This window comes from Psychrosphaera algicola (genome assembly GCF_028401425.1).
GTDB classification, from domain to species: domain Bacteria; phylum Pseudomonadota; class Gammaproteobacteria; order Enterobacterales; family Alteromonadaceae; genus Psychrosphaera; species Psychrosphaera algicola.
Genome location: NZ_JAQOMS010000002.1, coordinates 2,566,700 through 2,590,136, shown reverse-complemented (window position 1 = coordinate 2,590,136; position 23,437 = coordinate 2,566,700). Strand labels below are relative to the sequence as shown.

The 23,437-nt window shown below is 38.9% G+C and carries 31 protein-coding genes and 3 pseudogenes; 23 read left to right on the top strand and 11 right to left on the bottom strand.

All coding sequences use genetic code 11. The features are described 5' to 3' along the window. Positions 1-10 precede the first annotated feature (10 nt). Positions 11-1,126, bottom strand: a complete 1,116-nt coding sequence (locus tag PN838_RS14080) for an MBL fold metallo-hydrolase (protein WP_215964434.1) — start codon at positions 1,124-1,126, stop codon at positions 11-13. A 165-nt stretch (positions 1,127-1,291) separates the two neighbouring features. Between PN838_RS14080 and PN838_RS14075 the strand changes: the two genes are divergently transcribed. From PN838_RS14075 to PN838_RS14025, 11 genes are all read left to right on the top strand, one after another. Beyond that, a complete protein-coding gene (locus PN838_RS14075; protein ID WP_272181081.1) occupies positions 1,292-1,855 on the top strand; it encodes a TetR/AcrR family transcriptional regulator in 564 nt (187 codons plus the stop codon). A 122-nt stretch (positions 1,856-1,977) separates the two neighbouring features. After that, positions 1,978-2,724, top strand: coding sequence for an ABC transporter permease (locus tag PN838_RS14070; protein ID WP_215964432.1), 747 nt, complete (start codon positions 1,978-1,980; stop codon positions 2,722-2,724). 11 nt (positions 2,725-2,735) lie between these two features. Next, positions 2,736-3,395: an ATP-binding cassette domain-containing protein gene (locus tag PN838_RS14065; RefSeq protein ID WP_272182603.1), complete on the top strand. Its 660-nt coding sequence runs from the start codon at positions 2,736-2,738 to the stop codon at positions 3,393-3,395. Beyond that, the gene (locus PN838_RS14060) at positions 3,385-3,855 is read left to right on the top strand and encodes an MlaD family protein (RefSeq protein ID WP_272181080.1); all 471 of its coding nucleotides are present in this window, start codon (positions 3,385-3,387) and stop codon (positions 3,853-3,855) included. The genes PN838_RS14065 and PN838_RS14060 overlap by 11 nt, the downstream gene beginning before the upstream one ends. 8 nt (positions 3,856-3,863) lie before the next feature. After that, positions 3,864-4,406: a hypothetical protein gene (locus PN838_RS14055; protein ID WP_272181079.1), complete on the top strand. Its 543-nt coding sequence runs from the start codon at positions 3,864-3,866 to the stop codon at positions 4,404-4,406. A gap of 6 nt (positions 4,407-4,412) precedes the next feature. Beyond that, on the top strand, positions 4,413-4,973 hold the full coding sequence (locus PN838_RS14050; protein ID WP_272181078.1) for an outer membrane protein assembly factor BamD: 561 nt from the start codon (positions 4,413-4,415) through the stop codon (positions 4,971-4,973). Continuing rightward, entirely contained in the window at positions 4,907-5,224 is a 318-nt protein-coding gene (locus PN838_RS14045; RefSeq protein ID WP_272181077.1) for a hypothetical protein, read from the top strand. Before PN838_RS14050 ends, PN838_RS14045 begins: the two co-directional genes overlap by 67 nt. A 142-nt stretch (positions 5,225-5,366) precedes the next feature. Beyond that, on the top strand, positions 5,367-5,771 hold the full coding sequence (locus tag PN838_RS14040) for an early set domain-containing protein (protein ID WP_272181076.1): 405 nt from the start codon (positions 5,367-5,369) through the stop codon (positions 5,769-5,771). Between the two features lie 41 nt (positions 5,772-5,812). Continuing rightward, positions 5,813-6,244 carry a hypothetical protein gene (locus PN838_RS14035; protein WP_272181075.1) on the top strand — a complete coding sequence of 144 codons (432 nt, stop codon included), beginning with the start codon at positions 5,813-5,815 and terminating at the stop codon, positions 6,242-6,244. Continuing rightward, on the top strand, positions 6,169-6,675 hold the full coding sequence (locus PN838_RS14030) for a hypothetical protein (protein WP_272181074.1): 507 nt from the start codon (positions 6,169-6,171) through the stop codon (positions 6,673-6,675). The genes PN838_RS14035 and PN838_RS14030 overlap by 76 nt, the downstream gene beginning before the upstream one ends. Positions 6,676-6,771: 96 nt before the next feature. Further along, positions 6,772-8,313: a hypothetical protein gene (locus tag PN838_RS14025; RefSeq protein ID WP_272181073.1), complete on the top strand. Its 1,542-nt coding sequence runs from the start codon at positions 6,772-6,774 to the stop codon at positions 8,311-8,313. 43 nt (positions 8,314-8,356) lie between these two features. On the opposite strand, the gene PN838_RS14020 is transcribed toward PN838_RS14025, so the two are convergent. Together PN838_RS14020 and PN838_RS14015 are read right to left on the bottom strand one after the other, a co-directional pair. Next, positions 8,357-8,770 carry a hypothetical protein gene (locus tag PN838_RS14020; RefSeq protein WP_272181072.1) on the bottom strand — a complete coding sequence of 138 codons (414 nt, stop codon included), beginning with the start codon at positions 8,768-8,770 and terminating at the stop codon, positions 8,357-8,359. 32 nt (positions 8,771-8,802) lie between these two features. Further along, complete coding sequence (locus PN838_RS14015; protein ID WP_272181071.1) at positions 8,803-9,162, bottom strand: hypothetical protein; 360 nt, start codon at positions 9,160-9,162, stop codon at positions 8,803-8,805. A gap of 567 nt (positions 9,163-9,729) precedes the next feature. On the opposite strand from PN838_RS14015, the gene traF reads away from it, so the two are divergent. Further along, positions 9,730-10,953 carry a conjugal transfer protein TraF gene (gene traF, locus PN838_RS14010; protein ID WP_272181070.1) on the top strand — a complete coding sequence of 408 codons (1,224 nt, stop codon included), beginning with the start codon at positions 9,730-9,732 and terminating at the stop codon, positions 10,951-10,953. Positions 10,954-11,056: 103 nt separating this feature from the next. Here traF and PN838_RS14005 read toward each other — a convergent pair whose 3' ends face one another. From PN838_RS14005 to PN838_RS13990, 4 genes are all read right to left on the bottom strand, one after another. Then, positions 11,057-11,254, bottom strand: a complete 198-nt coding sequence (locus PN838_RS14005; protein WP_272181069.1) for a YdeI/OmpD-associated family protein — start codon at positions 11,252-11,254, stop codon at positions 11,057-11,059. Next, complete coding sequence (locus tag PN838_RS14000; protein WP_272181068.1) at positions 11,251-11,646, bottom strand: DUF1801 domain-containing protein; 396 nt, start codon at positions 11,644-11,646, stop codon at positions 11,251-11,253. The genes PN838_RS14005 and PN838_RS14000 overlap by 4 nt, the downstream gene beginning before the upstream one ends. Before the next feature lie 23 nt (positions 11,647-11,669). Beyond that, positions 11,670-11,903, bottom strand: coding sequence for a hypothetical protein (locus PN838_RS13995; RefSeq protein ID WP_215964424.1), 234 nt, complete (start codon positions 11,901-11,903; stop codon positions 11,670-11,672). A 156-nt stretch (positions 11,904-12,059) separates the two neighbouring features. Next, entirely contained in the window at positions 12,060-12,437 is a 378-nt protein-coding gene (locus PN838_RS13990; protein WP_334313366.1) for a GNAT family N-acetyltransferase, read from the bottom strand. Positions 12,438-12,712: 275 nt separating this feature from the next. Here PN838_RS13990 and PN838_RS13985 point away from each other — a divergent pair, with 275 nt between their 5' ends. The 3 genes and pseudogenes from PN838_RS13985 (at position 12,713) to PN838_RS27360 (ending at position 14,429) form a co-directional block, all read left to right on the top strand. Continuing rightward, positions 12,713-12,913, top strand: a complete 201-nt coding sequence (locus tag PN838_RS13985) for a hypothetical protein (RefSeq protein WP_272181067.1) — start codon at positions 12,713-12,715, stop codon at positions 12,911-12,913. A 328-nt stretch (positions 12,914-13,241) separates the two neighbouring features. Then, positions 13,242-13,904: pseudogene (locus PN838_RS27365) on the top strand (PAS domain-containing protein); the annotation flags it as partial. A gap of 69 nt (positions 13,905-13,973) precedes the next feature. Continuing rightward, entirely contained in the window at positions 13,974-14,429 is a 456-nt protein-coding gene (locus tag PN838_RS27360; protein WP_370661110.1) for a methyl-accepting chemotaxis protein, read from the top strand. A 120-nt stretch (positions 14,430-14,549) separates the two neighbouring features. Here PN838_RS27360 and PN838_RS13975 read toward each other — a convergent pair whose 3' ends face one another. The 3 genes from PN838_RS13975 to PN838_RS13965 are packed head-to-tail and all read right to left on the bottom strand — an operon-like array spanning position 14,550 to position 15,903. Then, entirely contained in the window at positions 14,550-15,437 is an 888-nt protein-coding gene (locus tag PN838_RS13975; protein WP_272181066.1) for a hypothetical protein, read from the bottom strand. A 5-nt stretch (positions 15,438-15,442) separates the two neighbouring features. Next, positions 15,443-15,712 carry a GntR family transcriptional regulator gene (locus PN838_RS13970; protein WP_272182601.1) on the bottom strand — a complete coding sequence of 90 codons (270 nt, stop codon included), beginning with the start codon at positions 15,710-15,712 and terminating at the stop codon, positions 15,443-15,445. Further along, positions 15,682-15,903, bottom strand: a complete 222-nt coding sequence (locus tag PN838_RS13965) for a hypothetical protein (protein ID WP_272181065.1) — start codon at positions 15,901-15,903, stop codon at positions 15,682-15,684. Before PN838_RS13965 ends, PN838_RS13970 begins: the two co-directional genes overlap by 31 nt. A 369-nt stretch (positions 15,904-16,272) precedes the next feature. On the opposite strand from PN838_RS13965, the gene PN838_RS13960 reads away from it, so the two are divergent. From PN838_RS13960 to PN838_RS13940, 5 genes are all read left to right on the top strand, one after another. Beyond that, the gene (locus PN838_RS13960; RefSeq protein ID WP_272181064.1) at positions 16,273-16,776 is read left to right on the top strand and encodes a paraquat-inducible protein A; all 504 of its coding nucleotides are present in this window, start codon (positions 16,273-16,275) and stop codon (positions 16,774-16,776) included. A 226-nt stretch (positions 16,777-17,002) separates the two neighbouring features. Further along, complete coding sequence (locus PN838_RS13955; RefSeq protein WP_272181063.1) at positions 17,003-17,698, top strand: 2OG-Fe(II) oxygenase; 696 nt, start codon at positions 17,003-17,005, stop codon at positions 17,696-17,698. Between the two features lie 391 nt (positions 17,699-18,089). Beyond that, positions 18,090-18,896 (top strand): cache domain-containing protein, encoded by an 807-nt coding sequence (locus tag PN838_RS13950; RefSeq protein WP_272181062.1) that lies wholly within the window; start codon positions 18,090-18,092, stop codon positions 18,894-18,896. Positions 18,897-19,042: 146 nt separating this feature from the next. Beyond that, positions 19,043-19,543, top strand: a complete 501-nt coding sequence (locus tag PN838_RS13945) for a GGDEF domain-containing protein (protein ID WP_272181061.1) — start codon at positions 19,043-19,045, stop codon at positions 19,541-19,543. 43 nt (positions 19,544-19,586) lie between these two features. Beyond that, entirely contained in the window at positions 19,587-19,727 is a 141-nt protein-coding gene (locus PN838_RS13940) for a hypothetical protein (protein ID WP_272181060.1), read from the top strand. Between the two features lie 3 nt (positions 19,728-19,730). Here the strand turns inward: PN838_RS13940 and PN838_RS13935 are convergent. Further along, a pseudogene (locus PN838_RS13935) lies at positions 19,731-19,924 on the bottom strand (YwbE family protein). 507 nt (positions 19,925-20,431) lie between these two features. On the opposite strand from PN838_RS13935, the gene PN838_RS13930 reads away from it, so the two are divergent. The 3 genes and pseudogenes from PN838_RS13930 (at position 20,432) to PN838_RS13920 (ending at position 22,993) form a co-directional block, all read left to right on the top strand. Next, positions 20,432-21,856, top strand: coding sequence for a hypothetical protein (locus PN838_RS13930; protein ID WP_272181059.1), 1,425 nt, complete (start codon positions 20,432-20,434; stop codon positions 21,854-21,856). Further along, positions 21,823-22,101, top strand: coding sequence for a hypothetical protein (locus PN838_RS13925; protein ID WP_272181058.1), 279 nt, complete (start codon positions 21,823-21,825; stop codon positions 22,099-22,101). The genes PN838_RS13930 and PN838_RS13925 overlap by 34 nt, the downstream gene beginning before the upstream one ends. Before the next feature lie 236 nt (positions 22,102-22,337). Then, positions 22,338-22,993, top strand: a pseudogene (locus PN838_RS13920) (Bax inhibitor-1 family protein). The last annotated feature ends 444 nt before the right edge of the window (positions 22,994-23,437 follow it).

The window sequence follows — 23,437 nt, the reverse complement described above, 5'->3', positions numbered from 1 at the left end:
AAAAATATGGTTATTCGCCGCCAGAGGACAACGATGGAGTTAATTTGTTAGGTCCATAGTCAGACGTCGCTGATTGCTCATCGATTGGCATAAATTTACGCCACCAAGTCGTCGCGGGTTGTTTGCTTGTTTTAGCGTTGTTGATCAAAAGTGCTTCGCCAAAAATAGGAGTTGCTAATCGAACGTCATTGTCACTTGCCAATTGGAAAATAGATTCTAAAGGGGCAAACCAATCATGTAGAGATAGGTCAAAAGTACCGTTGTGAATCGGGATCATTACCTTACCGTTCAAATCAATATGCGCCTGTAAACTCTGTTCTGGCATCATATGAATCTCTGACCAAAGCTTGTTGTAAGCGCCAGTTTCGATAAGTGTGACGTCAAACGGTCCGAATTTTTCTCCGATAGTTTTAAAGCCAGAGAAGTAACCTGAGTCACCACTAAAAAACACTTTGTTTTCCCAGCCTTGAATAACCCAACTTGCCCACAATGTTTCGTCGCGGTCGGTTAATGTTCGGCCAGAAAAGTGCTGTGAAGGTGTGGCGACAACATTGACGCCTTTGACATTAGTTTGTTGCCACCAATCAAGTTCGATAATTTTTTGACTATCCACGCCCCAATCAGTTAAGTGCTGGCCCACTTTAAGGGGCGTAATAAAGCGGTCTACTTTTGAAGCGAGTTGTTTAATGGCGTTTTTATCTAGGTGGTCGTAATGATCATGGCTGATAACGACAGCGGTAATATGCGGCAAATCGTCAATAGAAATTGGTGCTTGATGAAAACGTTTAGGCCCCATCCATTGGACCGGGAAGGCGCGTTCGCTAAAGACAGGATCAAATAAAATAAATTCACCATCAATGCGAAGTAAAACCGAAGAATGACCTAGTTTAAAAACAGCGTCTTCGTGGCTTGATGTGAGCATTTCCGTTGTTAATTTGGCCATCGGAATAGCCTCTTTTGGGGTTGCGTACTTTCGGTCGTCGTTCCAGAAAGCTTTAGCAATTTGCCAAAGTTGACCCAAATCAGATGAGTATTTAATTTCACTATTTTCAAACGTTTTAGTGGGTTCGGTTGCACATCCAGTTAACAAAATCGCCATAATGACTGCCCCTAATAATTTAATCATAACATCTCTTCACAAAGTACACTGCACGGTGTAGTTTAAGTGAATAAATTGAAAAGTAAACTGATTAGTGTAAAAATGTTGGCCGCTAAGTTTGGCGTCTGGGAATTGAGGATTTGTGATGACTGATATAAAAAAACTCGAAGCGAATTAAAGCGCGAAGCTATCGTGACAAGTGCAATGCAGGCATTTCAACAATTTGGTGTGAACAATACCAGTATGGATAAGATTGCTGAAATGGCGGAAGTGTCAAAACGTACTGTGTATAACCATTTCCCAAGTAAAGAAGTTTTGGTTACTGGACTTATTCAAGAAATTTGGCAGAAAAACATCGCAATATTTGATTTTAACTACCAGCCAGATAAACCACTCGACGAGCAATTATTAATCTTAATTAAGAATGAATTAAGTATTATGTGCTGCCCTGAAATATCAGAACTAATCCGTGTTTCCATGGGCTATTGGCTGTTTAACCCAGAAGCGTTACAGGAAAATATGGCGCAGTTTTTTCAACAAGAAACCGCAATGAAGCGTTGGCTTAAGGCCGCTCAAGCGGATAAAAGACTTAAATTAACTGATGTGAATTTTATTAATGATCAGATCATTAGCCTGCTTAAAGGGCAAGCATTTTGGCCGCAGTTTATGCGAATGAAGCCGGAATTGAATGCTGAACAAATTGACCAATTAGCGAAAACAACTGTTGGTATGATCCTCGGTTATTATCAAATATAAACGATTTGAAATTGCCATTGAGTTAGAGGTTGATTGTTGGTCTGAAACGTATGATTATAAGGCAGTTAACTTAATTTATAGCCAATATTGGCTGTAAACTCTTTGGATAAAGCGCGATAAATATGACAAACAGTCTAACAATATTTTCCGCAGAGGTTATCGACGACCTCATCCACTTCCGCCGTAATAAAGCCATCAGTTTTGATGTCTTGGTCAAGCAGGTTTTATTCACGGGCGTTCAGGCATTAGGCCTATGTACCCTATTATCTTTGGTCTTAGGTGCCATCATTATTGCCGAAGGGTATCCTTTGTTGACCTCGATTGGTCAAACAGAGTGGATCTACAAAATACTTATCTTTGCCATGGTTCGTGATCTTGGTCCATTTATCGTTTGTCTCATTATTTTAGCCCGCTCAGGAACTGCCATTTGCACTGAGTTAGGCAATATGCGGGTTAATCGGGAAATTGACGCGTTAATTTGCATGGGCGTCGCGCCAATCTCCTATCTTGTTACGCCCCGTGTTATCGGCATGATTTTATCTTTGGTTATTCTGATGAGCTATTTTTTGATGACTGGTATATTTGGTGGCTTTCTCATAAGTAACTTATTTCAAAACATCCCCTTGGTGGAGTTTGTAACTCGGTTAATGGACCAACTCGAAGCGCTGGATTTATTTATGATGGTGCTCAAGGTTGTGATGTCTGGGTTTTTCATCAGCGTAATCAGTAGTTTTCAAGGTCTTAGCGTCCAACGGGCAATTACCGAGGTTCCACAGCGAAATATTAAAGCGGTGGGTGGTTCAGTTATCGCGGTTGTGATGGTAAATGCCATCGGTTCCGGGCTTTACATGATTTTGGTGAATATGTAATGAACGTGAATATGCAAAACGTCAGTCACAATCGAGGTGACGTAAAACTGCTACGTAATGTTAGTTTTAATGTCGAAAGTGGGGAGTCAATTGTGATATCCGCACCGTCGGGTAACGGAAAATCGCTGTTGTTTTCAATTTTATGTGGATTAATTCAACCAGATAAAGGTCGAGTTTTGGTCGATGAGCAAGCAATATACTCAATGAACCAGCAACAAAATCAACATTTTAGAAAGTGCTTTTCCACAATATTTCAACGTCCAGCACTGATTTCTAATTTGTCTCTGTTAGAAAACTTTTTGTTACCACTCAATTTGCATTATCCTTACTTAAGTAGAGAGGATAAGCTGGCTAAAATAAATCATCTAACTGAACTGGTCGGTATAACCAAGTTTTTGTCTCAACGAATGGATGCTCTATCAGTTGGGCAGGCAGCATTAGCGGGCTTTGTAAGAGGAATGTTACTCGAACCTAAATGTTTAATTTGGGATGCCCCCTTAGTAGAGATAGACCAACGCTACGAAGATGTGGTCAAATCATTATTAAGCGATTTAAAACGGGCAGGTTCAACAATCATATTATTGTCAAATAATGATGAGCTTATTGTAGAATTTGCAACACGACACTTTATATTATCGGAAGGTATTTTAAGGCAACACGATGTTAAATAACGCTAATCGTACTAACCGTATCGTATTTGCCTTTGTGACGGCAGGTTTGGCCTTTCTTATTGCGTTCACTGTGATCATTTTGATTAATACTAAAGCATTGGTAGATAAGGTTTATTACCGAACGATTTTAAACGACGCTAAAGGGTTAAGCGCAAAACCGCCTATTTATTTCAAAGGGCTCGAAATTGGTCGAATTTCAGATTTCAGTTTAAATGAAGAGACCAACGATATCGAAGTCGACTTTTACGTATTTATTGATTACCAGCCTAAAATAATTCAACACGCGGTTTTATCAGGCAATCAAAACGTATTTTTGAACAATGCTACTGAATTTGAATTGCTCATGCCCAACAAGTTGGCTGGGTATCGCTATGATCCCTTATTTGCAGGGTCTATGGTGCCTTACATTGATAGTGATGTGGGCCGTATGTTTGTTAAAAAGGCATTATCTCTAAGCTAAGAAACAGCGTGGACTCAATCATCTCAAGCGTCAATACCTTGCTCACCAACCTACAAAAATCAGATAACCCAGAAGACGGTTCGTTGTTTAAAATACTCGATCGAGTTGCGTCGATGAGTGACCATTTACTGATCTTAAGTCAGCAACTTAGCAGCAGTTCTGTGGTGAATGAAACGGAATTGCTGATCGCAAACGCGAATCAAATTTTAGCTAATGTCCCTTTAACGCAAACTAAGATTGATGGATTATTAAGTGAAGCCGAAGCTTTAATAACTGAACTGCAATCGGTGTCTGCTCAATATCAAGATCCGATCGGATTAGTGGAGCAAACCACAGGTGGGCAGCTACCAGAGATAATGACTAACGTAAACGAAAGCCTTAATTTAGTGAAGGGTATGATAGATGAAGTCTACGCTGAACGAATGCAATTGGCTGTGACCGTAAATACCCTATTAAAAGTACTTAACCGGATGGACAAAACGCTGCAGGGCGTAAACAACAATCCATTACTTAAAGGCGGAATAGAAAAAACAAACCACCAAAAGGAATAGAGATGAATGATTAATTCGATCAAATCTTTGATATTTTTAGGATCACTTATCTCAGTTGTTTTAGGTTTAACGTCTTGTTCGAGCGTAGATAAACAACAATACGAAGTGACGACATTGCAGTCGGTAGGCAATGCGTTATTAACGTTAGCTGACGACAAACGTCAGTTAGGTCAATATAAAGAAGCGCTGGTTTATTATCAAGAATCAGAAAAATACGCATTAAAACGAAACGACAAATACGGTTTTGGTTTATCACAATTAAAACGTGCAGCAGTGTATTTAAAATTGAACGAGGTCGAGAAAGCCAAAGAATTAATGGACGCTGTGGCTCAAATCGAGCAATTTGAGCCTGTTGGTTTGAAAAATTCATTATTGTATGTAAAAGCCCAATATCAGCAGTATTTAGGCAATACCGATATCGCACTTGAACATTTGTCCACTTTGCAAAAAGCTTTTAAAAACGAGCCTGAAAAACGTATTTTTACCAGTTTGTTAGTTGGGTGTACGATAATTCGAGTGTTCCTGTTACTACCATCGCCACAGGCTACAATGTCCTTGCCGAACTAAAAAGCGAAGGTCGACTTTACAATATCGAAATATTTTCTTATGCGGTATTTCAGTACGGGAAATACTTAACGGCTCAAAATAACGAGTTGGCTGAGCCTATTTTAATAGACGCAATAGCGCATTTTTCGATGTTAGAGCAAAGCAATAAAATAGCGGATTGTTATTTGTTGTTATCGGACTTTTTGCACAACAAAACCAACCTGAAAAATCACAGTATTATCAACAACAAGCTAAGCGCATTACCGAATTGAAAGTCATCTAAAACTAAAAATCTTGTTGGTTGTGGTGATGAATACGTATGAAATCAAGTTTATGGTGCAATCACATATTGTTCCACCCCTTCCCCTGCATACACTAAACGCACGTAAAAGATTAATTTAATGGACGTGTAATTTGAAACTGGTCACAAAGAAACTAGGGTTAATGGTATCGATTACTACATTGGTTTTAACAACATTGGCTCTGACAACTATCGTGTCTTGTTCAAAACAGGCTGTAACAAATACTGATCTATCACAGGACGATTTGTATATTCGTGGCGCGTTTAACGGTTGGGGAACTGAAAACCCTCTGGTAAAACAGCCATCGGGCAAATACCGCAGTACTATATCTGTTGGCCTTGGTATTCACGCGTTTAAAGTGGCGTCAAATGACTGGTCTCTTCAAATGTTATTGGCATCCGATCATGTTATTGATTTAGAGCACGATCAAAACACTGCATTTGCGTTGGCTAAAAAAACGTCGACTACAACAGCCAAATCCTCACTCCACAACCAGCACAATTTGATATTGTCGTAGATACGTCTGTTACGCCCGTTAATCTTATTATTGAAAATGTTTTGTTCAAAGCGACAAGTATTGAACAGCCTCACGGTGACAAGGGTATAACTCAATTGCAGTATGAGGATGTTTTAGGACAGGAGCAGCGCGCTACATTTTCAGTGGCTAAAACGACGGGTCAATTAAAAACCTATGTACATGCCACCACGCAGTTATTACGTGACCCTGTACCACAACACTCAACATACAGCGAATCATCAAATCTGCCTTATGTGCGCAGCGGCAATATCGCGTTTGATGCTCTGTTTGCGCTTTCTATGGATGAGATGAAATTAAACTCGGTTGCCAATATCAAAGATGGAAACTACAACTTAGGTAAGGCCATTGCTTGTCCCTGTTTTGAAACAGGAGAAAAATGGAATTACGTCTGGACTCGCGACTTATCTTACGCGGCACAGTTAGGTTTGGGCTTTTTGACCCTAAACGCGTAGTTAATTCACTGCTCTTTAAAACATCGCCATTTAGAGATGAAGTTTCAGTGACCGGAAGTGAATTGATGACTGCTGCCGGAACCCAAATATTACAAGATACTGGCAGTGGCGGCAGCTGGCCAATTAGCACGGACAGAGTGACATGGGCATTTGGTGCCGAGTCGGTCCTTGCCAATATCGCAGATAATGAACGCTCGCGGTTTGCTAGGAAAGCATTAGATGCGTTAATCAATACTATCGAATTAGACCGCATCGCCATCTTTAATTCTACCGTAGGATTGTACCAAGGCGAGCAGTCATTCCTCGATTGGCGTGAACAGAGTTATGCCCAGTGGATAGTTGATGATTTATCTTCAATGGCAACTTCAATGTCACTTTCAACTAATGTCGCCCATTATCAGGCCTTAACGTTGGCTGCTAAGTTGGCCTAGGAAACGAATAACAGTAAAGTCGCCACCCGTTACCAACAGTGGGCTGATGAACTAAAACAACATATTAATGATTTTTTCTGGTTGCCAGAACAGGGGTTGTACTCAAGCTTATCGAGTGGCCATCATTACCCAGTCGCAATGCAAAAATACGACTGGCTTGGTCAGTCTTTGGCGATAATTACTGGTATTGCAGACCAGACAAAAACGGAAATGATACTTAAGCGATACCCTCACAGCAAGATGGGGGCTCCGGTTATATTCCCACAACAACCTGGTATTCAAATTTATCATAATCGTGCAATTTGGCCTTTTGTCACGGCCTTTGGTTTGCAAGCGGCTAAACGAGGCAACAACGCGGCGGTTGCTACGAACGCAATTGAATCTATTATTCGAGGCGCGGCGTTAAACTTATCCAATATGGAAAATTTAGAGTGGTTGTCTGGCCAATCAATTTGGCTAGATAGAGAGCAGCCACAACAATCGGGACCCGCAATTAACTCCAAGCGTCAACTATGGTCAGTAGCCGGATACATCAACATGGTGGTTAGCGGAATTTTTGGTGTCGATAGTGCTTCAGATGGGTTAAGTGCAAAAAGTACCTTAAAAATTGATCCGTATTTACCGACTGACGTCGCCCTACATTATTTTTCAGGCCAAACAGAAGTGGTATTGCATCAACTTAATTGGTTAGGGAAGTCAATTACACTAACGCTCAACTTACCATCGAGTTACAGCGCTAAACAGGTCTTACGCGCAGGCACTATTAAGCTCAATAACCAAGTGCTAAAAACAAATACCCTTGAGGCAGCTATGTTGTTAGAAAACAACGAGATAACGGTTGATCTTGTTGAACAAAGTACGGACAACAAAATGACATTAGTGACGGGTTTACCATCGAACGATAACGTTCAACATTTTGCTCCGGTTGAACCTAACTTAACTTTGACGGCAATAGATAGCGGTATTGAGCTTCATATAGACGATGTTAACACTGCAACCGTGACATTTAATGTCTATAAAAATGGTTTATTAGTGGCTGAAAATTTAACTCAGTCTACATGGCAAGATAGTCCGCTGAGCGATCAAGAAAACGCCTGCTACAACGTTAGTGCCCAATTTAAGCAATCTGGGACTGTATCGCATTTGAGTAAAACGGTTTGTGCTGGGCAAGCTACGCAAGTGGATGTTGATTCGAACACCGTTGTTAGCAACATTAAAATCACCCCAACAGCCTTTGGCAATACACTACAAAATTGGGGCTCAGCAACCGACAAGTTTGAGTTATCTTGGCAACAAGCGACGCCGGGTAAGGTCGCTTTGCAATTTAGATATCGCAATTTGAATCACTCTATTAATACTGGTATAACCGCTGGAGTGAAGGCCGCTAATATTCGACTAGGCGATATGCTTGTTGCTAAGAAGATTGTACAAATGCCGCATACTAAACCGGATGCTGGGATTAGTTTGTCGACACCCATATACCTCGACCTAAAAGCCGGACAATATACCTTGTCGTTAACCGATTTTTATAACATGAGCTATCTAACAACAAACGAGACGTATTCATCTGCTGGTGGCGTAGATGGACAACTTAACCAATTTGATCTCTACGGCATTGTAATAACGCCGCTTGATTAAAGCTCTGCGGTTAAATCAATATTCTCGTTAATGTGTTGTAAAGTTAGTCGTTATCGAGAATTTTGAGTGTTGTGCTTAGGTAGTTGGCCACTGGATTAATTATGTCTTTGTCCGACCAATAAACGTCGTGTGAAAATGGATTCCAGCTTCGAAGTAAGCCCCCGATATCCACTTCAATATCTTCGTCCACCACCTTATTGTAGGCCTCATTAATGACTTTAATGGGGTAACCTAAGACATCGTCCTTATCAAAATAATTAAACCAGCGCGCGTTTTGTTTGAGCGTTGAAGATAAGACATTGCCCGGGAATGCTATCGGCTGTGGATCGCTTTCAGCAAATGAAAACAACGGTATATTACAACCGAGAGTAAACATACCGGCTAACGTCTTGCCATTTTGAAACGGGCTGGCTGCCGGGTCAGGGTGGTGTTGTTTGTCCCACAAGTAATTCGACATAATGTGACAGCCAAGAGAGTGGGCAACAACAATTAGTGGCGTATTGTCTGGTACATTGATATCAAGTTTGGACTTAACAACCGAATGAATTTGTTGGTAAGTTGAATTCGTTTGATTTGGCTTTTTTGGTAGGCCGCGGCGTCGCCTAGTGCTGACAAAATAAATTTACGAACGGGTTTGTAATCTAAGTCTGCCACCGCATTTGCTCTTTGATAGAACTGATCTTGAATTGGTTGTGTAATATACCCCCAATGGATAGGGACAAATTTTATGGCCTGAGGTGACACATCAGGCGAGATTTGGTCACAAACGTCATCGATAAATTGGTCTGCAAAGTCGGGGTGTATATCACCCATGCCATGAATAATTGCAACAACGAGTTTGGTTTCCATTTTTAATTCTTATTACCGAGTAATACATGTTTACCAGTGTATATTTTTATTATAAAAACTAAAACATCCTTAAGTTTGGCGACAGCAATGAGCTCGTTGTTCGTCTTTAACGGTCTGAACAGTGAGAAAATGGGGCAAACGTTGGTGAGCTGTGTAAACTATATGATGCTGTTAAACTAGGCTAAGAAAAAATGATCCCACGTAAACTCAAATTGTCACTAAGCCTATTAAACACTCGATTAAAAAAGAACAAGGTTCTTAGTGGTTTTAAGATTTTTTATCCATTCAAAATAGCTTCTACGATACAAAATACTGGCCTGTTATTACTGGTTTTTTCTAGCAATGTTTTTGCGGTCTCGTTTTTGTCTTTTGACCCTAGATCGATGGCGTTAGGAGGTGCGGGAGTTGCAAGTTCGCCTATTTACAACGCAACCTTGTTTAACCCTGCTTTATTGGTCACCTCTGGCAAATCCAATGTGTTTTTTCGGTGCCTTATTTAGGCGCGAGAATATTAGACCGTGATGGGTTTATTAACGCCGTCGATGAATACCAAAAAATAATGCGCAATTGGCATTTGATACTCAACTGCAACTCGCCAAAACACGTTTTAACCAAGGTACATTGGTTTCAAATGACATTCGAGTTGTAGCCGGTGCCGCAGCACAATGGCAAAACGACCTAAATAACCTGTCTAATAAACCTCTAAGAGTTAGTGCTTCCTACCAGTTATCAGCGGGTAAAACTGGTCATGCAACAGCTTGGGGCGCACATTATCGTCGTTATTATGTTGTTGGTGCCCAAATTAATTTTAATCAGGATGACCAGCGACAAATCAGTAAAGCAATTCGAATTTTAAACATAATGGCCGATATTGCCGACAACGTCGAAGATGCAATCGCTTTAGCAAATGAACTTGATTTGAGCACTCTTGAAGCGCTTATTAATACGTCGATCGATTCAGGAGAACTGACTTCAAAACTTGAAGACTATTTTTACTTACCTGGAATGCAGCAACTTATCGAAGAAGCCATTGATACCGGTAGATTGGCGACAGATCTTAAAGAATACTTACGATTAAATGACTTAGAAGCCGCTTTGAAGGATCCAGATGCAATCAATAACCCGCCACAGCTAAATCAATATATTCGTTATAAACCAAGTAATAAATTGCAGTCGACTATTGCTGTGCAAGGCGCATTTATTAGTGAGTCGAGTATTGGTTTTGCGACCGCCTTTGCTAATTTTCAGGGGGTCACAGTGGGCATAAATTTAAAACAGTTACAGCTAACGACAATTGACTTTGAAACAGATATTGCAGATGTCAGTGCTGGCGAAGTGACATCAAAAGGAAACCAAACCGAATATAATAAATTCAACGCCGATATTGGAGTGAGTTACCATTTTAATTCCACAACAAAAATGGGTCTGGTGGTCAAAAATGTCTTACCTTATGACTTTTTAACGGCGCTTGATAACACCATTAAATATCGACCCCTTGCAAGATTCGGCGTGTCTTATCAGGGAACGTCCTTTCATCTAGTTGGGGATGTAGACTTAACATCAAATGATCCCATTGGATTTGACCCAAACAAACAATATGCCAGTTTGGGTATCGAATTACCGATGACAGGTTACGGTGCACTGCGTTTTGGCGTTCGACAGAACTTAGTTAATGGGGCGACATTGCCCTCTATTGGGTTAGGTTTTTCGACTAATCAGCTTAATGTCGATATTGCTGTGGCAAAGTCTGAAAAAACGACGAACTCGGTGCTGCATTACAAATTGGGTTAGCATTTTAGTGGTCTTGAATGTTTTCCAACATGCTATTTTATTTACACCTAAGCTGACTTCTGAATTTTACCAACAAAGTCAAAAACTTTAATTTTTAAAGTGACTAACGTTCATTAAAGCCTTTGCCAGACATTATTTTAGCGACACATTTGTTGATCCGAGATGTGCGTGTTTTGGATTGTTTCGCCCCTGTAAAATGCAAAATATAACCTCGTTTTCGGCCGGGTGTTAAGTTTTCAAAAGCGACTTCTAATTCCGGTGATTGTTGAAAAACTTGGAGCAATTCAGTGGGGTATATCAATTCATTTTTTCTTTGAAATCGACTTTCAAACCTGCGCGTTCTACATCAATGGCATTTTTTATGTAGTCACCGAGAGTGGTTTTAAGGGTCTTAATATCTTGCTTGTTGTTAAACCTCATCCATTTTGCCGATTGTGAATTAGGCCCAGGTTTTTGCAGTAAGTTTTGTGGGTCTTTGAGTAAAACACCTTTTAAGAATCCAATGGCACAATAATCTTTGAGGCAATAAATTAACGCAACATTACTGTTGTTGTGGGTGTAACATAAGTTTCCCCACTTTACGTCTTCTTCTAAGTCGTGGTTCAGCAAAATCTCACGCAGCAATTTACGCTCTTCATGCCATTCTGATTTTTCTAAAATGGCTACTACATTTGGGGGTAAATCCGACGTCATAATTAACCGCACCCTATAGTTTGTTATATAAGAAAATATCTAAAAAATTGAATAAAGCTGACCAAAATAAGCAGCAAACCGAGATAAAAAATATTTTCTAACATCGACTTATTACTCTTCGCTTCATTGTCTTTGGCTTTGATGAACAGCTTTCCTTTAGCGAACAATGTGACAATAAGACCACTGAATAGCAAAATAAAAGCGTCTGTTAGAGGGCCAAAATTGAGGAATTCCTGATCTAAAAATTCGAAATTCATTGATGTTTCCTGTTAATTGATTAGTGACAAATGGTGTTGGAAAACAGGTTGATCACAGATCCCCCTTGTTTTATCTCGGTAAAATGGCCCACAGACTTAAATCTTAAAAATAGGGCTAACTAATCTAAGTGTGCAAAAGCGAACGATACCTTAAAATTAGGTAAGTAAGCACTGCCAATATCCAACGTCTATCCATGTATCAAATTTACGTCCAACTTGCTTAAAATGAGCCACTTTTTCCATTCCAAATTTTTCGTGTAACGCTATGCTTGCGTCATTTGGCAATGCTATTCCACAAACTACTGCATGTATCCCTTGTTCGGTCAGTTGCGATAATAGCTGGTTGTAAAGCTGGGTTCCCCATCCTTTTGAAGTCGCGGTTGGTGACAGATATACCGTCGCTTCAACGGAGTAACGATATGCACACCGACCCTTCCATTTGCTCGCATAACAGTAGCCAATGATTTGGTTTTCATCTATTGCCACAAACCATGGGAGTCCATTCGTTTTACATTCGTCAATTCTGGCGACCATATCTTGTGATGTTACTATAGGTGTTCTTCAAACGTGACCGTCGTATTTGAGACGTAATGATTGTAAATTTCTGCTACGAATTGTGCATCTGACGTGTTAATTGGTCTTATCATAGCGCTGACACTTTTGTTCATTATTACAGAATTACTAAGATGCCATTTTAGATATTTTTTGCAATGCCTATCTATTGTGTAGATATGCGCACATACTCAATAGGTTATTCATTGGTTTAGGTTATTAACTGGATTCATTGCTAACAAGAGTCCTGAGGTTAAATGTTTGACCTTGGGTTGATGACGTTACAACAATTGGAAAATATCATGAGCAAAGGTCAAGACAGTAAAAAGAATGCTAAAAAGAAACCGCTTTTAACAGCCAAAGAAAAAAGGCGGCTAAAGCGTCTAAAAAGAATAACAAGAGTAGCGGTATTGTTATTTAAATATTGTCAGGTTATCGAATTGAAGTCGGTGACCTGATAATTTATTACTCATTCAACTTCCCTCTCCTCTAAACAAACCTTGAGCTTATCGTATATAACCGCCGAAAATATCCATATTTCCAGTAAGAATTTAGCACCGTCAAAAGGTAGTGAACCTCTTGTTATTAAAATCATTAGTGGATAAAAATATCTTCGATAATTAGTAATTTTCAAACTTTCTGCCATTCTTAAAACCATCATGATAGTTTTAGCAGATCTAAAGGGATGAACTAACAAAATGGCGAACGTGCAAAGGTTGTTTAAATGAATTTTTTTCAAGAAATCCAAAACAAGTAGATACACCGACTCCTCAACAATTACATGATATTAAGTCACGGCAAATTTTAGAGGGATTAAAAGCGTCAATTGCGTTTATTGAGTTTACACCAAATGGCGAGGTCTTAGATGCGAACGACAATTTCCTTAACGTCATCGGCTATTCACTGGACGAGATAAAAGGACAACATCATAGAATATTTTGTGACGAGGCGTATACACGAACGAGTGATTACTCAACCTTTTGGAGTCAGTTGGCGTCGGGGAAATCATTAAGTGATAGGTTTTTACGATTTACTAGAGACAATGAACCCATTTGGTTGGAAGCAACCTATAACCCAATCAAAGATGATTTTGGCAACGTTATATCTGTGGTGAAAATGGCCACTGACGTAACCCAACACGTCAACAAAGCAAATGTACAGGATGGAATTTTAACCGCACTTGATAGGTCAATGGCGACAATATCTTTTAATCTAGATGGCTCAATTGTCGACGCGAACGATAATTTTTTAAAGACGGTTGGCTATCGGCTTGAGGATGTTAGAGGTAAGTCGCATGCGATGTTCTGTCAAAGCGAATTTGTTAATAGTCATGAATACCAGCAGTTTTGGGATACCTTAAATCGAGGTGAGTATATCCATGGTTTATTTGAACGTAAAACGGCTAATGGCAATGTTATTTGGCTAGAAGCCAGTTATAACCCAATAGTTGATAGCGCTGGTAATCTGATCAGAATCGTCAAATTTGCATCAGACGTTACTAGTCGGATCACAAATGTAATGAATGCATCTGCTTCTGTGCAGGCTACTGTAATGCAAACGGAAGCGGTTTCTCAACAAGCAAAATTGTTACTGCAGGACAGTGTTGGGATCATGGATGAAATTGTCGAAAACGTGAATGTTTTGTTTAACAATATTGGCGAGCTAGGCAGTCAATCAACTCAAATCAGTGACATAGTAAACACAATATCATCCATCGCCGACCAAACTAATTTACTGGCGCTAAATGCGGCAATTGAAGCAGCTCGAGCGGGTGAACAAGGCCGAGGTTTTGCGGTGGTCGCCGATGAAGTTAGGCAATTAGCAGCCCGTACTAGCAAGTCGACAACTGAAATCACCAATGTTGTAAAAGAAAACCAAGCGATTTCACAAGCCTTGTCGGAGAGTATTATGGCAACTCAAGAAAAGGCCAATTTGGGCACCGAATTAATTACCTATAGTCGACGGAGTGTTTAAAGAGATAAATCAAGGAATGGTAGGGGTTAGTTCTGCCGTGGAGCAGCTTTCATAAAAAATTATGCAGCGCTTGTTGCCATAAATCGGCCGCTATCGATGGAAAATAGCGGCTTATTTAATTTAGTTCAATGATGATTTTAACTGTGAATTTGCATCAAGCGCTTTATATTCACCAACTTTAAATGCCTTAATCATGGCAATAAAAATAATCTGTAAATAGATACTCTGTAGTACCAAAGAATAGCTTTTTAAATCAAAGCCAGCCAATAGCAAAGACAGCGTAAGGTAATATGATGCAACGACCCAAATAAATACATTAACGTTGATGATCAATTTTTTTGCGCTGAGCCTTTCATGTTCATTGGCGATGGTCGACAACCCTCGATTGTTCATGCCGCTATAAACTGTGAAGCCCATCACAGAGTTTAAAAAGACCAAACCTAAAATATTCCACATGCCACCAAATCCGTCAAATGGGTTCAAAGTGAAATATGCGGTCGCGCCTATAAACGTTAATTGACCAATAGCCAATAATATAATGACCATTGGCGACATAAAGTCCCGCCATGTTAATGGTGACAACGACGCGCTGCGCAGGCTTGAGACGCTTTGTCTAATATGTTTAAGGAACGACCTATTTAATAAAGCTAATGTAATGACAGGTAATATGGCGAGGAAAATTAAGACAATCGCACCGGCTTGGTTGTCCCAATTTAACAACTCTTTCTGCTCTACATAACTACTCAGCACAACGTAGGTCGAAAACAAGGCGATAACTACAGATAAGACTAAATAGATAGTTAAACTCGCTTTTGCGAACTTGATGTCTCGTGCAGATATTTCTGTGCTTTTTGATTGGTGTTCAAGGGCAAAATTCGACAGTATTGTTACAAACGTTCTGTAAATATTTGTTGGAATTAATATCGTGGTAATCAAAACTTGTAGAAAGATTGTCGCGTAAAACGCGATTTGTAGGGTGCTTAATTCTGCGATTTCTGGCGTCATCATGTTAGTTAGCCTCTGTTTGCTGTGTCATTACCTTGGTTAAATGCAATCCGAATTTCAGAGTCGGTCGCACCAGACTGTTTAAGAGTTTGAACAACGTCGGTGAGCTGTTCATTCAACCAATTGTTTAAATTAAATGTGCAATGTTGTTTTGCTTCTGGATGCACAAAAGTCCCTCTGTACCCCTTTGACTCAATAACATTGTCACGTTCTAAAAGCTTATAAGCCTTAGCAACGGTTTTATTATTCACGTCCAATTCATTGGCGAGCTGTCGAATAGAAGGTAATGGTGCACCCGCAAGTAGCTCGTCGTTGGTAATTGCTTTTTGATCTGATTAATTAACTGACTAAACAAGGGTTCACTACTGTTTAAATCAACAACTATCATAAATCCTCCGTTAGTGTGTACTTGCGTATTGGCTTCTTGTACCAATGTTTGTTGTACCTTTGCATCGTTGTAACCTTGCATCTATTTTAGCCTTGTACCATTGTACCCGTGGGTCAAGTGGTACAATAGAATTGAAAGATAGCAGTTGGATGAAAAACATGCAACGTTTTTGTTTTCCGTAATGATTAAACAAAATTGGATGTCATTGTTATTTTTCTACATGCGCTAATTTTCCATTTTTAAACATAGAGATTGCACTTCAACGTCAGAAAACTAAGATACGTTATTAGAAATATTTAGTGTTCAATACACAGTGAACAAGTGAGGAAGCAGTATGGGGTCGGATACAAAAGGGTTAGGAACATTGCGGTCGAAAACAAAACGTCAACATTTTGGTTTTTTGTTAAATATGCTGGCATTGGGCTTTTTCTTCCTGGTATTTTTATCACTATGTTTGAATTTGATATGGAAATGATGGTCTTACTGAGTAATTCTGAATTAACAGCACCCTTGGTTGGCAAGGAATTGTCGATTATGGCGACCGTAGATACTCTTTGGCAGGAGCAGCGCTTTTTTGTAGCGATACTCATATTTGCCTTTTCGGTATGTATCCCACTGATCAAATTGGTGATGGTAACGATTGCCTATTTTATTCATGAACAGCAACTAAGAGCGAAGCTTCTGAATGTTGTTAATGCAATTGGTAAATGGTCGATGGCCGATGTGTTTGTGGTTGCAATATTTTTAGCCGTATTATCAACCAACCATGCAGAAACGTCGACGGTGAAAGAGTTTTCGGTATTTGGCTTTCAACTTGCCGTGGAGATCAGCAGTCAAACCATCTCGCAACTGGGCAACGGTTTCTATTTCTTCACAACCTATTGCCTGTTATCTATTGCCGGTACGCAGTTAATGTCGGCATCTAAAGTGACCGAACCGGTCCTAAAAAGGTAACCCGATAACTTTTTCGGAAGGATTTTTAAACAAATTGAGGAGGGGACTTAAAAATCAATATTTCATCTAATATGAGGGTTTTGTGCCTAGGGTTCATTACAGAATTTAGTTTAAAGGCAGAGTAAATAAACAAGTAAGTAAGCTTTTTCCTACGATTCATTTTTTTGATTAACCCTGTATTATCCACTTCAAAGTCAAAATTGCTAAAGGCGAGTAGGTAGAGTTAATGTGGTTGAATGAAGAACAAGTGAGCGATTCTGCAATACGACTTTATCGGGCAAAGTTGACAAGCACCAGCCCAAATTACGTCGTTATTGATAACTTGTTTGACGAAGCCAAACTTAATGACGTGATGAACGTCTTAAGCCAACCAACTCATTGGCAAACTCAAACACATTCCTATTCTGAATTGTATGTTGATCAATCTAAATGGCATGAAGTCAGTGACGAAGAACGGTTTGTGCAGAGAGATTCATGGCAGCGTCCAACGTCAATAAATAACAGTTCAAGGGCAAAGCCGGCTCAGGACTTTTTAGCGTTTCTGCGTTCTCAAACGTTTTTGTCTTTGTTATCTAGAGTGTTTAACGTTCACCTAACAGACATCAATGTTGGTGAACCCGAAATTAATACTAATTTTTTCCGGTTAGGTTCAGCCGATTTTGTATCCTTACATGCGGACGATTCTCCAGGCCGGGAAGTTTGTTTATTGCTATATTTAAATAAAACATGGAATACAAATGCTGGTGGCGAGTTAGTCTTTTTAGGTAAAGACGACAAGCCAGTTACGATTGCGCCATTGTTTAATCGATGTGTGCTATTTGATCCCGCCTCGGAAGGCTCAGAACACTGGGTGAACAAGCTAAACGCTGAACATGCCGCAGGTTATCGTTATAACGTTACGAGTTGGTATTGGTCAGAGTAATAATTGTTTTGTTTTTAAAAGTGTCGTTTACACAACAGGGTGTTAACGGCTTTGAAAAAAATTTATAAGCGTATGGTTTAAATAATGTTGAGTGAATTAAAAAAGGAAAACGTATGTTTTCCTTTTTGATTTTAGTCGGCCAGTTGAGCCCACTTTATTTAAAGTGACTAACAGTCAGGTATTGATCATTTGTTAATAAAGTCAGTTGCTGGCTCACCATTTGGTTGACGCATGCCGCCTCTGTACAATATTAAGGTATCAGCTGGTGTGATAGATAATAATGTGAGAATCGCTTGTTAGTGTATTTTTTTAGTTAGAGATACTAATGTAAAGCAATTGGGGAGTTACTTTTCTAAGCTAACTTGTTAACATTAGCCGAGCATTTTATTTCTTGCAGAACCTTAAACCTATGCGCTTTGACTACCGAATTGTTTTTATAATTACCGCCCTTTTGTTTACTTTATCAATTAGTTTAACGGTTCTTAATTATATTGAGTCTATGGACTCCACTCGCAAGCAGTTAAAAAATAGCTCTTTACCTTTAACGGTAGACAACATTTACACAAAAATTCAAAAGCAAATCATAGAACCCAATCTAATTGCCTCCGTTATGTCTAATGACACGTTCATGAAGGATTGGCTGGCGCATGAAGAAAATGACGTGGGGCAAATAACTCAGTATCTCGGCACGATACAAAATAAATATAATATGTTTACTGCGTTTTTGGTCTCAGAAAAAAGCCACAACTATTACACGGCCAATGGTTTTCTTGAAAAAATCGACATTAATAATGAACACAATGATTGGTACTTTAGCTTCAGAGATAAGGCTGAACAAAGCGAAGTTAATATTGATTATAATAAGCACATGGGTGAAGCATTGATCATGTTTATCAATCATAAAATTTATGATGATAATAACAACATGCTAGGGGCAACTGGAATTGGCCTAAAAACATCTTACATCAATGAAATGCTTAAGTTTTTTAGAGAACGTTTTAATTTTAATGTTTATTTTATAAATGCTTCTGGTCAGGTATTTATCGCCGAGCAAGAGGTGAATAACTTAACTCACCTAAATCAGCATGAAGAATTAAGCCGATTAATACCAGATATCACCAAACCAGATAAGCAGTTATTTGAATACACTATGAACGGCGAAGCGTATTTGTTAACAAAAAATATGTCGCAGAATTAGATCTTTATGTCGTAGTAGAAGCTAAAGTTGATAATTTTACTCAGTCGGTTCTAGAGGCGTTTTATTTTAATATTATTGTATCGGTTCTAATCACTTTATTGATCACTATTATTGTCGTGTTATATGTGAGAAAAATTCACGGCAAATTGAATGAACTTGCTAGCAATGACAGTTTGACCGACCTACCCAATAGAAGAACCTTTTACAGCAGGTTGGAGCACTTTATTGTAATGAAAAAGCGCCGCCAACAAGAATTAGCTGTGGTGTTTTTTGACATAGATGATTTTAAAAAGGTAAACGACGTGGAAGGTCATGACGTCGGTGATGGTGTTTTAATTAAAATTGCCGATATCTTAAAGACAACCATTCGAACAAGTGATTTTATCGCTCGTTGGGGCGGCGAAGAATTTATTATTTTGTTAATCGACACTAAGTCAGAAGATGCCCTCAAGATCGCTGAGCAGGTCAGACAAAATATTGAAAACAATGCAGAATTAAAACACCAAGCTCAAAAGACTGTGACAGTCAGTTTAGGGGTAACAGAAGTTCGTGACAATGACGACGCGGACTCCTTGTTTAAACGAGTTGATGACGCTTTATATCAAGCCAAGCGCACAGGTAAAAATCGTGTTGTCGTTGCTAAATAAGTCTAAATTTACAGAACATATTGCCTGACTTAGCATCTATTTGTTGAAGCAGAAACAAACAGACTTAATAAATTATTGGCAATGGAAGGCGAGGTGCAAGGTTGCAACACAGGACGAATATAAAACTCAAGGGTTTGCCACTGAATCGCAAACCTTTTTGGATGCCGGTTTAAAACAAGTCTAATAACTAACCGACGATTTCTTTTACTCTGCCTACGTCACCACTTTCCAAACGAACTTTAATGCCATGGGGATGAAATGGCGAATTAGTTAAAATGTCTTTTACCACCCCTTCAGTCAGACGACCAGAGCGTTGATCTTTTTCAGCACGATTTTCACATCAGAACCTATTTCTATATCCGAACGATTTTGCCCATCCATTACGTATTTCCCAGTTTATGCATAGTAATAATTTTTTAAATTATGTCACAGTTTGGCGTCTTAGTGCAGGGATAACAAAATAGGTATTTGCCCCGCATTATCGTTTGCCAAATACAGCGTTAGTGGCGAGTTGCAACAAAACGAGAGAAAGTAAAAGTGGCGTTCGGAAATTACGGGGTAAAAATCGACTTATGCTATATGGAAAAATTGTTATTGTTAACAAAATCTAGTTATCTACTTGTTTTCTATAATAAAAATTATTAATTGGATAAATGAAGCAAGTATATAATTGTTGGCTATACTTTTAAAACCGGCCATACCGGGAAACCAATTAAATATTGGAAAACGAGTTATTTAATAAGGCTAATAGTCAAACTAAAACAAACGAATGTCATTTAAAAGGACTGCTGTAACTCGTTGGTTTATTTGGTGATTATTCCATTAGGTACTTGAAAGTGGAGTAGTACATTAGCGGTAAATTGTAGTGTTAAATTTTAAGGAAAAACAATGACATTAAAGTACAAAATATACAGTATTATTCTCGTAGCTTTGTTGGTAGTCGGCTGTGGTTCGGTAATGAAGCAAGTAGGGCAGTTGACTGCGAATCTTTTAACTTCAAAAACTTCCGATTTATCAGTTGTATCTATTTCCGCAGGGTTTGTTCGGAATATGTATTCAGCAGATGTAAAAACATTTGAAGTTGAATATCTAGGAGAAAATTGGCGCGAAGGGGCAAATCTAGTTTCGGTAAGTTTTCTGAAACGTGATGGTGTTGGTATGTATACTATAGACGGTAAAGTGTTTATAGATGGCACAGAAATACCTCATACCGCGAATGGCTTTTATGGTAAATGGATAGATAAAAATGATATCTCCCCTAAAACGATTCGAATAGAAACGGTATCTGGTCAGGTTGCAGAATTCTCGATAACACCACCACCTTTAATCGAGATCGTGTCGGTCAATGGTAAAAAATCTGGAATGGAAATTGATCTAAATTCAGATTTACGATTAAAAATGAAAAGCCCGCAACATGATAAAAATACTGAATTTTCTGTGTCGCTAGTAACGAAAGTGATGGGTATTAACTCATTTATTGAGTCGGGAATTTTTAAATACAAAGATGACATTACGCTACCTGCAGAAATTTGGAAGAATCCAATTACGCCAGTGCCAGCTACGTCTGGTGCGAATTGGCTTAAAGTTGAACGATTTGATACCAACTTAAAAGTGATAAAGGGTGTGGGCGCTAGTCAAATTATTGGTGCGTCGATTGATGTTGTTCCTGTTTCAATTAAAGGTGAAGTGGAAACCGCATTTACCGGGGTTGTTAAGGACAATGGGATTAATATTGAAGAAACAATCGCCATAAAAAATGGCGAAATGAAAGTAAAAATGAATAAGCCAAATGCGTTTTATGGCCGACCAATGAGTTCTGGAAAAACATTTGCGTTAGCATCGTTTACAGTGCGAGCTACAAAACTTAAACAATCAAAAACGGATTCGTCGAGCAGTACATTAGGTGGCGTAAAAACAACTACGACTACAACGAGTACTCGAACTTTTCCAACCTTACCGGACGCTTTTTGGGATAGTTATATTGATGGTTTATACGTAGATTTGGAAAAAGTCTTAAAAAGCCAATACAACATTAAACTTATTCCTGTAGAGAACGTATTGCGAGCACCTTCTTATCAAAAATTAGAAGCCGTCACCGATGAAAACACCATTGTTGAAGTGGAAAAATCGTATAAAGGGACTAAAAACCTTATTCCAACATCATTTTCCTCTATCGTTGGCAATATATCATCTACATTTGCATCTGACCGAGTTGATGCTCACCTAATCAGAGAGTTAGGTGTTGATGGTTTGATTTCGGTAACGATTGACCTTAAGCAATGCCTTGGAATACTTTTACTTTGTCACCAGTGATGAGTATTCAAATTTCAGGCGCACCAAATGGCTATAAAGCTGGGCCAACTATCTTCCACCAAGGTACTATTTCAGGTACTGGTATGCCTTTAGATGAGGCGAAAATGAATGCGGCCACTATGATGGATATTTTACCTGAAGTGACGCGTCAAAAAGAGTTGATGGAAGCTTTGAGACAAAGCTTTAAGATGATGGAGAAGAAAGAGAACGAGTTGGGTTATGACGCTATTTGGGCATTAAAATAACCCAGAGAACCGCATAAAGTTACATTTTAAAGGCAGACAACGAGTCTGCCTTTTTATTTTGTAAAACATAAACTAAGCCTGCGAATCCAAGCTGTGGGGTCAGAGTCGATGAAACGTCGTTCATGAACAGCCAGTCGTCTCAAATTATATCTGGCATGCACTATTGGATTTTGTTATCAATGAAGTAAGGCGTGCCATGCGTCAGGAATCGACGATTTAACTATCAGGAAGTAAAAATGGAAGTAAATGTATTTGATAGAACAGAAACCGCAAATAAACGAATAAGCGGTTCAACGTATAACTTTGTTATTGGGCTTACATTAATCTGGGGATTTGCTGTTAATTGGTGGATGGTTTTAAATATTCCAGTTGAGTCAATTAGTAGTATTAATCCTATTTTCTTTTATATCGGTTACTTTGCCTCTTGCTTCTTTGGTGTTTATCTATTTAGCAAATCCCTTAGTGCTCTGGTGAGCTTCATTGGGTACAACTTTGTTGTTGTGCCTTTTGGGCTAATTATTAATTTAGTGGTAAGCCAGTATAATCCTGACATTGTGCTCGAAGCCATAAGAGTTACAGGAATGGTAACTTTTGTCATGATGGTTTTAGGGTCTATGTATCCGGCCTTTTTAATAAAATTGCCGGTGGCCTCACCATCGCACTTTTTTGCGTCATTGTGGTTGAGCTTATTGAAATTTTTGTATTTAACACGCATCACGGTATTTTAGATTGGGTTGTTGCTGTTATTTTTTGTGGCTATATCGGATATGACTGGGCAAGAGCTAACGCGATACCAAAAACCTATGACAACGCTGTAGATAGTGCGGCTGCTCTTTATATGGATATTATTAATCTGTTTCTACGCATATTAAGAATTCTTGGTAGAAAATAAGTAACTCTGAATCCGTAGTACAGGACGGTGAATAGATTTTTCTAAATTGTTGTTTTTATTCGTTAGTGTTTGTAAATTTTAGTTTTTTGTTTTTTTCGATTTTGAAAATTAACACTTCAGGAATTCAAATAAGTTCAATTGAGCGCTAGTCTAGAATCAAATGGTCACGTTTAATTATGGCACTAAATTTAAAGTACAAAGTTTACCCTAAGAAGAGTGTTGGTAAAAATGTTAACACGGGGATCACTACCGCTATTCTAGAGCTTGGAATAGGGGTGTTTGTTTTCTATTTGCTTATGCAGACTGGGGAAATGGCAAGACGATGCTTTTTTGGCCTTTTATTATTGTTGCTGGGTTTTGCTTTACGTTAGTGCTTTATTCTTTGGTTGAGTGGTTATATTTAAAGGTCGGTGTTAAAAGTAAAAATACAGATAACACCGAGTA